The following is a 13,728-nucleotide window of genomic DNA, read 5'->3' on the forward strand; positions in this document are numbered from 1 at the left end:
GGCTGGCCCGGCGATGACTGGCGAAGCGGCCGTCGAGATAGCCGCACGCGCTTCGCTGTGGCTGAAGCCGCATCGTATCGCGCTGATCCTGATCGCGCTGGGGCTGGTTTTGGCGGCGGCCGTCTTCATGCGCTGGGACTGGCTGCCGAAATATTACGGGATGGGATTGCTCGGCATCTGGCGCGCGCTGTGGATTCTTGCCGTCACCTGCACGCTGGGCTTCCTGCTCGCCATGCCGCTCGGACTGGCACAAGCCGCAGGCTCTTTCTGGTTCGCGGCGCCCGCCAAGGCCTTCTGCACGGTCATCAGGGGAACGCCGCTGCTGCTGCAGCTCTGGTTGCTCTATTACGGGCTGGGCTCGCTGTTTCCACAATATCCATGGATTCGCGAGTCCTGGATGTGGCCCTATCTGAGGCAGGCATGGCCCTATGGCGTGCTCGGGCTGACGCTGTCCTTCGCCGGCTATGAGGGCGAGGTGATGCGAGGCGCTTTTGCCGGCGTACCGAAAGGCCAATTGGAAGCCGCCCGCGCCTTCGGCATGAGCCGCTGGAGGATTTTCCGGCGAATCTGGCTGCCGCAGGCCTTCTACCGCGCGCTGCCGACACTGACGGGCGAAATCGTGCTGCAGCTGAAATCGACGCCGCTGGTGGCGACCATCAGCGTGATCGACATATTCGCCGTCTCTTCAAAGGTGCGTCAGGATACCTACCTCACCTATGAACCCTTGCTGCTCCTGGCGTTGATCTATATGGCGATCACCGGCATTCTCGTCTTCACCCTGGGCAAGATCGAGGCGCGGATTCCGAACAAGATCGGTTAGCGAATAGGGAGTAGTGAATAGCGAATAGTTTTGCTGATTTCCCTACTCGCTACTCCCTATTCGCTACTCGCTGAAATTTCAGGGCAGCTACGATGCAACTCAGTCTCGACCAGGCGACAGGGCTGTGCCGGATGGCCGCACTTGGCGCTGGCGCCAACGAAGAGGCGGCGCAGTCGCTGGCTGCCTCGATCGTCGCGGCCGAGGCGGAAGGACTGTCGACCGTTGGGCTGTCGCACTTCATCGATTATCTCGAAGCGCTGGAAGCCGGCCGCATCGACGGCAACGCCGATCCGGTGATCACCAGGCCGGCGCTCGCGGTCTATCTCTCCGATGCGCGCGGCGGACTGGCGCATACCGGTTTCGACCGCACGATCGATGAACTCGCCAAGGCGGCGCGGCTGTTCGGCGTCGCGATTTTTTCGCAGAAGAATGCCTATACGTGCGGCGCGCTCGGCTATTTCACCGGAAGGCTGGCCGCGCAGGGATTGGTGTCGTTCGCCGCCACCAACGGCCCGGCCATGCTTGCCGGCTCGGGCTCGGTCAAGCCGGTCTACTGCACCAACCCGATGTCCTTTGCGGCACCCGCCGCGGACGGGGCGGCGCTGGTCATCGACCAATCGTCGAGCGCCACCGCCTTCGTCAACATCCGCAAGGCGGCCGAGGACGGCAAGAAGATACCCGAAGGCTGGGCACTGGATGCGAGCGGCAATCCGACCACGGACCCGGCAGCTGCAATGAAGGGCGCCATGCTTGCCTTCGGCGGCCAGCGCGGCGCCAACATCGCGCTGATGGTCGAGGTGCTGGCTGCGGGCCTGTCGGGCGCCAACTGGTCGCTCGATGCGCCATGGTTCAGAGGCGGGCCGGACAGTCCGGGGACCGGCCTGTTCGTGCTTGCCGTCGAGCCCAAGCTGCTCGATCCGGACTTCGAAAAGCGGATGAAGGATCAACTCGACCGGCTGCGGCGGCGCTATGGCGTGCATGTGCCGGGGCGTGCCCGGGCCGAGGCCGCGGAGAAGGCGGCGGCGCGCGGCATAAGCGCGCCGAAAGCCGTGGTGCAGCGCATTTCCGAATTCGCCGCCCGCTATTCGTCCTGAAGAAATTCGTTTGTCCGATGAGCGGCTGAGAACGCCTGCCGATCCGGCAGCGCGAGCCTACTTCCCGCAATAATGATCGTTGATGACGTTCGCCGCATTCGCGTCCGGCCCTACCCTGTTGTAGGAGCAGGGTTCGGCGGCCGTCGTGAACAGGTGGTTGTCATAGTAGCGCGGGCCACCGAACAGAATGTCGATGATGTTGCCGTTGGCCGGAACGTAGCGTTCGGGTTGAGCTTGGTGGTGATGCCGGTTTGCCGCGAATGCCGAGGCACCAATGCTGCAGCCTGTTGCGAAAGCCAGAGCGAAGATCGCAACGCGTTTTGTCGTCATCGGCAATATCCTCCATTCGGAATCAAACCATACATCCTAAAATCGCCGGCCGGAACAAAGGTTCCTGTCCCGAATGGAGTTACCCTAAAGCCCGGCGTCGGCGGGTTTTCTGCCGTTTCCAACGGATACTGGAAATCATGCTTCAACAATGCCGGGCGACCGATGGTCACCCTTTGCCTTTGGCGCGAAACCGACTATGAAACGGCTTCAAACCAAACCATCTGGATAGCCCGCCGGAGCCAGCCATGACCGAAATCCTGCAGACCCCAAAGCTCGTCGTCGTGTTCGGCGGCTCCGGCTTTGTCGGTCGTCATGTCGTGCGGGCGCTGGCCAAGCGCGGCTACCGCATCCGGGTTGCCTGCCGTCGGCCCGATCTCGCCGGCCACCTGCAGCCGCTCGGCAATGTCGGGCAGATCCAGCCGGTGCAGGCCAATGTCCGGGTGCGCTGGTCGGTCGACCGCGCCGTGCAAGGCGCGGACCATGTCGTCAATCTGGTGGCGATCGCGCATGAGGCCGGCCGGCAGAAATTCACTGCCGTCCACGAATTCGGCGCGCGCGCTGTCGCTGAAGCGGCGCGCGCCGTCGGCGCCGGCCTCACCCACATCTCGGCTCTGGGAGCGGATCTCCACGCGCAATCGGACTACGCGCGTACCAAGGCGCTCGGCGAAAAGGCCGTTCTGGAGACGGTCCAAGACGCCGTGATCTTGCGGCCATCGATCAATTTCGGGCCAGAGGACGGTTTCTTCAACCGCTTTGCCAACATGGCCCGCTTTTCCCCGGTGCTGCCGCTGATCGGCGGCGGGCAGACGAGATTCCAGCCGGTCTATGTCGGCGACGTCGCCGAAGCGGTGGCGCATTCGGTCGACGGCAAGGTCCAGGGCGGCCGGATATATGAACTCGGCGGGCCGCAAGTGCTTACCTTCAAGGAATGCATGCAACAGCTGCTTATCATCATCGAACGCAAGCGGTTTTTGCTGCCCGTGCCATGGTGGCTGGCGAACCTCCAGGCATCAATTCTCGGGCTGTTGCCCAATCCGTTGTTGACCAAGGACCAGGTCCTGCTGTTGCGCCAGCACAATGTCGTGTCGGAAGCCGCCGTCAAGGACAACCGGACGCTCGCCGGCCTCGGGATCCAGCCACGGTCGATCGGAACCATCCTGCCCAGCTATCTCTGGCGCTACCGCGCCGCCGGCCAGTTCCAACGCAAGTCCGCCGCATAATACAAACGGACGTCGGTTGCCTACGAGGCGCGCCGGGTGACCTGCATCGGCAGGCCGCCTTGCGGCTGCGTCGTCAGCTTCTGCACCGGCCAGGGGCGGGTTTCCGCGGTCGCGTCGAAACGGTAGCGCGACAGCATGATCGCCAACGCGATGATTGCCTCCTGCATGGCAAAGCTGGCGCCGATGCAGACGCGAGGCCCGGCGCCGAACGGCAAATACTGGAAACGGTCGATCTTCTCGCGGTTTCCCGGATGGAAGCGTTCCGGCATGAAGGCGTCGGGCCGGTCCCACAGCTTGCGATGGCGGTGGACGACCCACGGCATCACCAGCACCGCGGCACGTCGCGGTATGTAGAGGCCGTTCCAGGTTTCGGGCTCGATCGGTTCGCGGTTGATCGATGGCGCCGGCGGATAGAGCCTGAGCGCCTCTTCGAAGGCGGCACGGGTGAGCGGCATGGCGTCGAGCCATTTCGTCGGGTCGGGCTCACGCGCCAGCACGGCATCGATCTCGTGCTCGATCTTTTCGCGCTCCCACGGCGCTTCGGCAAGGCAGTAGAGCGTCCAGCCGAGCGCCCTGGCCGTAGTCTCGTGGCCGGCGCCGATAAAGGTGATGATGTTGTCCTCGACCTCGGCCCGGGTCAGCCCGCCCGGTCCCTCCGCTTTCAACAGCAGCGTGAGAAAATCCTGCGGCACCGTGTCCGGATCACGCTTCAACCGCGCCTCGCGCATCTGCACCGTGTCGGTGACGATCTTGCGGAAGTAGGCCATTGTCTTGCGGCCGCGGATGCGGGTCAGACGCGGCAGCCAATCGGGTGCCCGCAACAGGTCGAGCGGATCGACCCGACCCATGGTCTCGAACAGGCGGTCGATCTCCTTGGCAAAGCTGCCCGGCTCGCCTGAAATCTCACCGGAAAACAGCGTCTCGGCCAGGATGTCAAAGGTAAGCAGCGTCATGTCGTGAGCGATGTCGAACGTGCCACCTTGCTCGTAACGGGTGACGAATTCGAGCGTGCGTTTCAGCATCGGCTCGGCGAAGCCGAAGATGTGGCGCGGCGTGAACACCGGCGCCATGGCCTTGCGTGAACGCCGCCACACCTCGCCCTCGGCGGTCAGCAAGCCGTCGCGCAGGATCGGCCGCAGGATCAGCTGGCGAACGGTCGCCATCTTGTAGTTCTTGGCGTTATCGACCAGCACGTGGCGAATGAGACCGGGGTCGTTGGCGATGACCAGCGGCCCGCCGATGCCGGTCACCGAAATCCAGGGCTCGTTGTAGGTCGGCTCGCCCCACAGTTCGAGCGGATTGCGGTAGACGATGCGGATCATCTCCAGCGTCGAGGGCGGCGCGGTGCGCGGCTTCGGCGCCGGCGGGACGAAGGGGACGGGCTGACTGTCCATGACTTGCTCCGCTGACACCTCAATGTAGTGGCGGGCAAGGCAGGCGTCCATGTGAGCGGACGACAAGGTGATGCATCCGCTCTCTGGAATGTGACCGGGGCACCGGAAAGTGCCTGCTTGCTGTGTCCGGCTGCGTGTCTTAGGTGGCAGCACCACAGATGTCAGAACCGGCGGGAGCCTGCCTTGAAGCACCAGTTGAACGTCATCATCGGCAGCACGCGGCCGGGCCGCGCCGGACCCGCTTTCGCAAAGTGGCTGGAGAGCTTTGCGCGCGAGCATGGCAAATTCGAGCCGGTGCTCACTGACATCGCCGCCTTCAACCTGCCGGTGCTGGACGAGCCGCATCATCCGAGACTCGGCAAATATGAAAACAGCCACACGAAAGCGTGGTCGAAGGCAATCGACGCCGCCGACGCATTCGTCTTCGTGGCGCCGGAGTACAATTATTTCACCGCTCCCGCGATCGTCAACGCGGTCGACTACCTGCTCAGGGAATGGCGATACAAGCCGGCCGCCATCCTCAGCTACGGCGGTGTCTCCGGCGGTTTGCGAGCGGCGCAGGCGGTCAAACCGTTGCTGACCGCCGTCGGTGTCATGCCGATTCCGGAAGGCGTGGCGCTGCCGATGTACCAGAAGCTGCTCGACGAGACCGGCGCCTTCCTGCCCAGCGAGCAGGTGCTCGGCGGGGCCAGGACCATGCTGGACGAGCTGTTCCGCTGGAGCGAAGCGCTGAGGCCGATGCGCGCCAGCTAACAACGCGAACGGCCGAACTGGCCGATGCCATAACTTGCTCATGCCATAAAGAGATGGAATGCTCCGGCAAATGACCGGGCCGGGGCGGTTCGATTTGCGTTTTCTGTTTGCCTTGCTGCTGATCCTCTCGACGGCCTCCGCTGCAATGGCGGAGCGGCGCGCTGCGCTGGTCATCGCCGAGAACGACTACCGGCTGATCCGGCCGCTCGCCAATCCCGTCAATGACGGCGAGATCATGGAAACGGTGCTGAGGAAGCTCGGTTTCGAGGTCTTCCTCGAAACCAACCGCGACCTGCGGCGCATGCGCCGGGCGCTTGACGATTTCCGCGAGGATGCCAAAGGCGCCGACGTGGCACTGGTGTTCTTCTCCGGCCACGGCGTCGAGATAGCCGGCGAGAATCGGCTCCTGCCGGTCGATGCAGACGCGTCGTCGCTCGCTACGCTGGAAAGGACCAGCCTGCCGCTGGAGGAGATCCGCGCGACCGTCGCCGCCACCAGCAAGGTCGGACTGATCGTGCTCGATGCCTGCCGCAGCGATCCGTTTGCGGCTACGGGCGGCGAAGGCCGCGGCGCAACGGCGCTGGTAAAAGAGGTCAGCGACAAGGTCCGGCCGGGTCTTGGCCGCATCGGGCGGGCAGAAAACATTCTGTTTGCTTTCTCGGCGGCGCCCGGCGAGACCGCCGTGGATGGGACGGGCCAGAATTCGCCGTTCACCGCGGCGTTGACGAAATATCTCGGCACCGAAGGTCTCGAGATCCGCTCCGTGCTGACGCTCGTGCAGCAGGAGGTCTACGACCTCTCGCGCGGTAAGCAATTGCCCTATGTCGAGAGCGGCCTGCCGCAGCTGTTCTTTGCCGCCTCGGCCAAGGAGAAATTGCCGGAACGCGAACGCCTGTTGCTGGCCATGGCCGAGGTGACGCCTCAGATGCGCGGCGAAGTGGAGAAGATCGCCAGCGACGCCGACATGCCGCTGGCACCGCTCTATGGCGCGTTGATCAGTTCCGATGCCGGCCACCTCTCCGCGGACAGTCTGAACGCCAGGCTGCGTGAGGCAGCCGACGCCTTCGTCAAGGTGCGGAGCGAAATGCAGACGCTTGGATCCGACGATCTCAGAGTGTCGGCGTTGCGCCGGCAGGCCGAAGAGCAGCTTTCGCTGGGAGCGTTCGATGCGGCGCGGAAAAAGCTCGCCGAGGCAGCCGAGATCGACAGTGTCTCTCGCAACGCTTTGAAGGCCAATTTCGTCAGCCGCACGCTCTCCGAGGCCGCAACGCGCTATTTGTCCGGCGGGGCGGCGCGCGCCGACCTCGACTACGCCACAGCCATCAAGGACTATGAGTCCGTGCTCGCGCTTTATGGCGAAGCCGGACAGGTGGTGCTGTCGCTCGACGATGCCGACCGCTTGATCCGCACGCTGGACGAGCTCGGCAAGCTCTATACCACGATCGGCAATATCGATGCGGCCGGCCGCGCGTTCGAGGCGCTGCAAGCCGATCTTGAGCGGCGGTCGCATCATGAAACCGATCCCAACGTGAAGCGCGACTTCGCCGTCAGCCACGTCAAGCTCGGCAACGTGCGAATGGCGCAAGGCAATCTGCCGACAGCGCTGCAGAATTATGAGACGGCCAAGACCATTCTGCAGGGCCTGACCGAGGCAGAACCGGCTAATCTGGAGTGGTTCGGCGACCTCGCCATGGCCGACGACAAGATCGGCAACGTATTGGCGACGCAAGGCGATCTGGCCGGCGCCGCAGAGGTCTACCAGGAAAGCCTGTCGATCAAGAAGCAGCTCGCCGCCGGAGAGCCGGACCGTGCCGAACTGCAGCGCGACCTGACCATCACCTACGATGAGATCGGTCACCTTGCCCATATCGCAGGCCAACTGGACAACGCACAGGCGGCCTATGAAGAGAGCCTGAAGGTGCGGCTGGCGCTGGCGGCGGACAAACCGGGAGACGCCGACCGGCAGCGTGACGTCTCGGTCAGCCACGATACGATAGGCGACCTGCTGCGCGAACGCGGCGACGCCGCCGGGGCGCTGGCGGCCTACAAGGAAGGTCTGGCGATCGTCAAGCAACTGGCGAAACGCGATCCGGACGACACCGAGTTGAAGCGCGACCTGTCGGTCGGCAACGCCAAGATCGGCAATGCGCTGAGCGACCAGCAGAATTGGCCGGCGGCACTTTCGGCTTATCGTGAGGCACTTTCGCAGGCCAGCGCGCTCGCCGCCGGCGACCCGAACAACACCGAATGGCAGCGCGACCTGTCCGTGTGCATCGAGAAAGTCGCCGGCGTCCTGGCGATACAGGGCGACCACAAAGGCGCGCTGAAAGCCTATCTGGACAGCTACGCGATTGCGCAGAGGCTGGCCAAGCTCGATCCCGCCAATTCCGACTGGCAGCGGGACTTGTCGATAACGCTGTCCGAAGTCGCCACGCTGCGCCTCAGGCAGCGCGACGTCAGGGGCGCCCGGCAAGCCCTTCAGGACAGTCTGGCCATTCGCGAGAAACTTGCCCGGTCCGATCCGGACAACGCCACCTGGCAGCGCGACCTGGTGGTCGCCTATATCGACTACGCCCAAGTCGCAAAGGACCCGAAGGCTGTGCTTTCCAAGGCGCTCGACATGACGCTCGAGCTCGACCGGAGCGGGCGGTTGGCACCGCGCCACAAGTTCATGATCAAGTTTTTACGTGAGCGGCTGGCCAGGATCGAAGCCAGGCGCCGATAGCCTGCTCACGCGATGGTCATTCCGTTCCGAAATGCCTGCAAACCTTGGAAAAACCGCCTTTTGCGCCTATATCTACGACATTAGAAATGCGCGATTCGAAGCCGATTTTTCGCGCTCTGCACACGGCATCAATCAGACAGGTTTTCATGAGCGACCAGACCGACATCGCCAACGGCGTTGAAGCCGAATACGGCGCCGATTCCATCAAGGTTTTGAAGGGCTTGGATGCCGTTCGCAAGCGGCCGGGCATGTATATCGGCGATACCGACGACGGCTCGGGCCTGCACCACATGGTCTATGAGGTGGTCGACAACGCCATCGACGAAGCACTGGCCGGCCATGCCGACCTGGTGACGGTGACGCTCAATCCGGACGGATCGGTGACGGTCATCGACAATGGCCGCGGCATTCCGACCGATATCCACACCGGCGAAGGCATTTCAGCGGCCGAAGTGATCATGACGCAGCTGCATGCCGGCGGCAAGTTCGACCAGAACTCCTACAAGGTCTCAGGCGGCCTGCACGGCGTCGGCGTGTCGGTCGTCAACGCCCTGTCGGCCTGGCTGAAACTGAAGATCCGCCGCAACGGCCAGATCTACGAGATGAGTTTCACGCATGGCAATGCCGACGCGCCGCTGCGGATCACCGGCAGTTATGAACAAGACAAGGTCCCCGGCACCTATGAAGGGCGCAGCGGCAGCGAAATCACGTTTTTGCCGTCGTCCGAGACTTTCACCATGGTCGAATTCGACTACGGTACGCTGGAGCATCGGCTGCGCGAGCTCGCCTTCCTGAACTCCGGCGTGCGCATCGTTTTGACCGATGCCCGCCATGCCGACATCGTGCGCCATGAACTGCACTACGATGGCGGGCTGGAAGAGTTCGTCCGATATCTCGACCGGACGAAGAAGCCGTTGCTCGACAAGCCGATCTCGATCCGCGCCGAGCGCGACGGCATCACGGTCGAAGTCGCCATGTGGTGGAACGACAGCTACCACGAGAACGTGCTGGCCTTCACCAACAACATCCCGCAACGCGACGGCGGCACGCATCTGGCAGGCTTCCGCGGTGCGCTGACGCGCCAGATAACCGGTTATGGCGACTCCTCGGGCCTGACCAAGAAGGAAAAAGTGGCGCTGATCGGCGATGATTGCCGCGAAGGGCTGACCGCGGTGCTGTCGGTCAAGGTTCCCGACCCGAAATTCTCCTCGCAGACCAAGGACAAGCTGGTGTCGTCCGAGGTCCGCCCGGTGGTCGAAGGGCTTGTCAACGAAGCGCTCGGCACCTGGCTCGAGGAGCACCCGACCGAGGGCAAGGCGGTCATCGAGAAGGTCATCCAGGCCGCTGCCGCGCGCGAAGCCGCGCGCAAGGCACGCGACATCACCCGCAAGAGTTCGCTCGGCGTCACCTCGCTGCCCGGCAAGCTGGCTGATTGCCAGGAGCGCGATCCGGCGAAATCCGAGATCTTTATCGTCGAGGGCGACAGCGCCGGCGGCTCGGCCAAGGGCGGCCGTTCGCGCCAGAACCAGGCCATTCTTCCGCTGCGCGGCAAGATCCTCAATGTCGAGCGCGCCCGCTTCGACCGCATGCTCGGCTCCGACATGATCGGCACGCTGATCACCGCGCTCGGCACCTCGATCGGCAAGGACGAGTTCAACGCCGACAAGCTGCGCTACCACAAGATCATCCTGATGACCGACGCCGATGTCGACGGCGCCCACATCCGCACCTTGCTGCTGACCTTCTTCTTCCGGCAGATGCCGGAACTGATCGAACGCGGGCATCTCTACATCGCGCAGCCGCCGCTCTACAAGGTGACGCGCGGGAAGAGCTCGCAATACATCAAGGACGAAGCCGCCTTCGAGGAATTCCTGATCGGCTCCGGGCTGGAAGAAGCGTCGCTGGCGCTCAGCACAGGCGAGGTGCGGGCTGGACAGGACCTGCGCAGCGCCATCGACGACGCCTTGGCTGTCCGCCAGCTCATCAACGGATTGCACACGCGCTATAACAGAGGCGTGGTCGAGCAGGCAGCGATTGCCGGCGCGCTCAACCCGGAGATCTTCACCGACCTCCGCCGCGCCAACGAAACGGCCGAGCGTGTTGCCCGTCGTCTCGACATTATCGCCGAGGACACCGAGCGCGGCTGGATCGGCCGCATGTCGACCTCGAACGAGGGCATTGGCGGCTATGTCTTCGAGCGAACGGTGCGCAGCGTCAAGGAGTTCGCGCATCTCGACCTGGCATTGATCAATTCCGCCGACGCACGCCAGCTCGACCGCTATGCGCCGCGCCTGGCGGAAATCTACGGCGAGCCGCCGGTGCTGCGCCGCAAGGATGTCTCGGAAACCATTTCGGGGCCGCTGGCACTGCTCAATGCCGTGTTTGCCACCGGCCGCAAGGGCCTGACCATGCAGCGCTACAAGGGCCTTGGCGAAATGAACGCCGAGCAGCTCTGGGAAACGACGCTCGACCCGAATGTGCGCTCGCTGTTACAGGTCAAGGTCAATGACGCGACTGATGCGGACAGCTTGTTTTCACGGCTGATGGGCGACGAGGTCGAGCCAAGGCGCGAATTCATCCAGGAAAACGCGCTGTCGGTTGCCAATCTGGACATTTGAGTCGCCATCCAGATACCCAGCCAGCAGGCATGAAGTGTATTGGTGCGCCTTGGCGCACCAATACGACTGCTGCAACGCAACAAAGATCACCAGGACCGCCGGAACGGAAAGGCTTTCAAGGCATTGTAGTTGATCACAATCGCCGCAGGAGGCATCCATGGGACGTGGCATTTTGCTCTGGCTTCTCGGAGTCCCAATACCGATCATTATTCTGATCATGCTGTTCGCACGGTAGGGAGGCTTCGATGCCGTCCACCGTAACAGCTGTCGACGTTTCCGCCCCGACGGAATCCGCTTCCACTGCTGTCAGCTGGGGGCCAATCGTCGCCGGCGCCTTTGCTGCGTCAACGCTTACCTTCATCTTGATGCTGCTCGGCTCCGGGCTTGGGCTGAGCATGGTGTCGCCATGGTCCGGCTCGGGTGCGTCAGTCACCACTTTCGCCGTTTCCACCGCCGTCTGGCTGATCGTCGTGCAGTGGCTGTCCTCGGCCCTGGGTGGCTACCTCGCCGGACGCCTGCGCACCAAATGGGTCGGCATCCACACCGATGAAGTCTTCTTCCGCGATACCGCTCACGGCTTCCTGGCCTGGGCGCTGGCGACGCTGCTCGTCGCCGGCGTGCTCGGCACGGCGCTTTCGGCCGCGATAGGTACCGGTGTCCAGGCTGCTTCGACTGTGGCATCGGGCGCGGCAATGGGCGCTTCGGCAGGTGCTGCTGCAAACGCGGGTAGCGCCTCGACTGACAACGCCACATCGTATTTCGTCGATACGCTGTTCCGCCCGGCCGATCCGGCAAGGCTCGCTGCCGCCAATCCGGAGAGCGACGCTGCGGCAACGGCGCAGGCATCGCGCATTCTAATCGCGAGTGCCGCAGCAGGCGAAATATCGGCCGACGACAAGACCTATCTATCGCGGCTGGTGGCCGCCCGCACAGGCCTGTCCGAAGCGGATGCCACCGCTCGCGTCGATACGGTAATCGCCAGAGCGCAGGACGCCAAGGTCAAGGCCCAGCAGGCGGCCGACACCGCCAGAAAGGCAGGCGCGACCTTCTCGTTGATTGGCGCGCTGTCGCTGGTCGTCGGGGCCTTCATTGCCAGCGCGGCTGCAGCACTTGGCGGCAGGCAGCGCGACGACGAGGAAGCGATTTTCCTGACCAATCGTTGATCGGTGACTAAGCGAACTCGGTCCGCTTCGGGAAGATTACGCCCGAAGGGGACCTTGCTTTGAACTGCCGCCGCGCATTGCTTGCCGCCTACAGCTCAGCTTCCAGTTTGCGGCCGAGATCGACCGCATCGCGCAGCACGGCAAGGTGCGAGCGCGGCTGTACGCCGGCCAGCGCGTCGACCTCGACGCCGCTCGCCGTCAGCGACCAGTAGAGCCTGTGCGTGAAGACGCGGCCGCCCGAGCCGCGCAGCTCGACCTGGATGTTTTCCACGCCGGGACCAAAATTTTCCGTCATCCGCCCTGAAATCGGGTCGCCGGTCAGCCAGCCATTGCCCCTGTCGAAAATATTGGTCCAGCGTGTCGCGGCAAACACCGCGCCATGATGCACTGCCCGCTGCGGCTTGCCGGAATGGCTGCGCCCTTCCTGGTAGAGCATGGTCCCGCCCGCCGCTCTGTCGGCGATCGGCGGGCATGCTGAAAACAGGCGCTCGGCGATGCCGCGCCTGAATTCGGCGAGGTTGTAGGTCACCAGAAACTCGCTGTGGGTCAGCGGACTGCCGAGCGTGACGAAATCGCTGATCTTCCACGGCAGCGGATGATCGGCGTCGCCGACGCGAAGCTGCCGGTAGAGCTCCCATTGGCTGCGCCGGAATGCGGGGAGGTCATCGAGGCTGTCGGGCCAAGCGGAGGCATCGGCGACCAGCGTCGCCTTGTCGACGGCGTGGATCGCCTTCAGCCTCGCTTTGTCGCGAATGGCTTCCAACTTTCTAGGCCTGAAATCGGCCCACAATATCTGCAACAGATCATAGGCGATGATCGACCCGAGGCTGTGCGAGACCAGCACGATGCGGTCATAGGCATCGTCCATCATGAGACGCTTCAGCAGCTTGAGGCCACGCTCGCGGACCAGCGCCCGCTTCTCGACCGTTGCCGCTTCGGCCCGCACATAGGCGGCGACGTCGCCGAAATAGGGCAAGCCAAACTGGTCCACCGACCAGATGACGAACGACGCCAGAACCGTGACAAGCACACCCGTCGTCCAGGAGATGTAGCCTTGCCAGGTCGACGTTGCGAGCGCCAGCGCCGCGCCCAGGACCACGAGGGTGGCCAAAAGCGTGACGACATAGAGTTTGAGCACATCGCGCGGAATATCGGCCGGCTTGCGCCAGAGCAGGGTCGTCACCCAGGCAGCAAGGCGGCTTCGGGTCGTGCCCTGGGTGATGTCGGCCCAGTAAAGCTCGTAGAAATCGGTGCGGCGGCCATCGACATCATAGGGCGTGGTGATCCGGCGGAGTTCGTGCGAATTGGTCCGGCTGTCGGGCGTGATCCAGCTCTGGTTGATCTTCGCACCCATCGGGTCGGCCGGATCGGGGACATGGGCATAGAACGGTGCACGGGCCGGATCGTGGCTCCATACGGCCTGGACAAACTCCCTCAACGTGTCCATGGGCCGCTGCTCGCCCATGCCGTGCACGACCACTACCGCCTGGCTGCGCTTGCGTGGCGCCTTCTCTGCTGCGGTCAGATCGGCGGCCGGCGATGCAGCAGAACCAGGGTCGGGCACCAGCACCTCCACGATGACGCCGTTAGCAAGACGACGGGTCGGCATCG

10 protein-coding genes are annotated in these 13,728 nt (G+C 63.8%); 7 read left to right on the forward strand and 3 right to left on the reverse strand.

Translation table 11 applies throughout. The features are described 5' to 3' along the window. Nucleotides 1-13: 13 nt before the first annotated feature. A complete protein-coding gene (locus NKI41_RS03740; protein WP_352470176.1) occupies nt 14-820 on the forward strand; it encodes an ABC transporter permease in 807 nt (268 codons plus the stop codon). 92 nt (nt 821-912) lie between these two features. Next, the gene (locus NKI41_RS03745; RefSeq protein WP_352681473.1) at nt 913-1,914 is read left to right on the forward strand and encodes an Ldh family oxidoreductase; all 1,002 of its coding nucleotides are present in this window, start codon (nt 913-915) and stop codon (nt 1,912-1,914) included. 57 nt (nt 1,915-1,971) lie between these two features. Here the strand turns inward: NKI41_RS03745 and NKI41_RS03750 are convergent, their stop codons facing one another. After that, nucleotides 1,972-2,244, reverse strand: coding sequence for a hypothetical protein (locus tag NKI41_RS03750; protein ID WP_352454720.1), 273 nt, complete (start codon nt 2,242-2,244; stop codon nt 1,972-1,974). Nucleotides 2,245-2,489: 245 nt separating this feature from the next. Between NKI41_RS03750 and NKI41_RS03755 the strand changes: the two genes are divergently transcribed. Further along, nucleotides 2,490-3,464 carry a complex I NDUFA9 subunit family protein gene (locus tag NKI41_RS03755; protein ID WP_352681475.1) on the forward strand — a complete coding sequence of 325 codons (975 nt, stop codon included), beginning with the start codon at nt 2,490-2,492 and terminating at the stop codon, nt 3,462-3,464. Nucleotides 3,465-3,484: 20 nt separating this feature from the next. Here NKI41_RS03755 and NKI41_RS03760 read toward each other — a convergent pair whose 3' ends face one another. Then, the gene (locus NKI41_RS03760) at nt 3,485-4,858 is read right to left on the reverse strand and encodes a cytochrome P450 (protein ID WP_352681477.1); all 1,374 of its coding nucleotides are present in this window, start codon (nt 4,856-4,858) and stop codon (nt 3,485-3,487) included. Between the two features lie 183 nt (nt 4,859-5,041). Between NKI41_RS03760 and NKI41_RS03765 the strand changes: the two genes are divergently transcribed. From NKI41_RS03765 to NKI41_RS03780, 4 genes are all read left to right on the forward strand, one after another. After that, the gene (locus NKI41_RS03765; protein ID WP_352681479.1) at nt 5,042-5,611 is read left to right on the forward strand and encodes an NADPH-dependent FMN reductase; all 570 of its coding nucleotides are present in this window, start codon (nt 5,042-5,044) and stop codon (nt 5,609-5,611) included. Nucleotides 5,612-5,669: 58 nt separating this feature from the next. Beyond that, nucleotides 5,670-8,336: a caspase family protein gene (locus tag NKI41_RS03770; protein ID WP_352681481.1), complete on the forward strand. Its 2,667-nt coding sequence runs from the start codon at nt 5,670-5,672 to the stop codon at nt 8,334-8,336. Nucleotides 8,337-8,482: 146 nt separating this feature from the next. Beyond that, on the forward strand, nt 8,483-10,954 hold the full coding sequence (gene gyrB, locus NKI41_RS03775) for a DNA topoisomerase (ATP-hydrolyzing) subunit B (protein WP_352453677.1): 2,472 nt from the start codon (nt 8,483-8,485) through the stop codon (nt 10,952-10,954). A 245-nt stretch (nt 10,955-11,199) separates the two neighbouring features. After that, nucleotides 11,200-12,117 (forward strand): hypothetical protein, encoded by a 918-nt coding sequence (locus NKI41_RS03780; RefSeq protein WP_352681483.1) that lies wholly within the window; start codon nt 11,200-11,202, stop codon nt 12,115-12,117. An 88-nt stretch (nt 12,118-12,205) separates the two neighbouring features. Here the strand turns inward: NKI41_RS03780 and NKI41_RS03785 are convergent, their stop codons facing one another. Then, entirely contained in the window at nt 12,206-13,726 is a 1,521-nt protein-coding gene (locus tag NKI41_RS03785) for a hypothetical protein (protein ID WP_352681484.1), read from the reverse strand. Nucleotides 13,727-13,728 lie beyond the last annotated feature (2 nt).

It is taken from the genome of Mesorhizobium sp. M0601, from assembly GCF_040320845.1.
Taxonomy (GTDB): Bacteria; Pseudomonadota; Alphaproteobacteria; order Rhizobiales; family Rhizobiaceae; genus Mesorhizobium.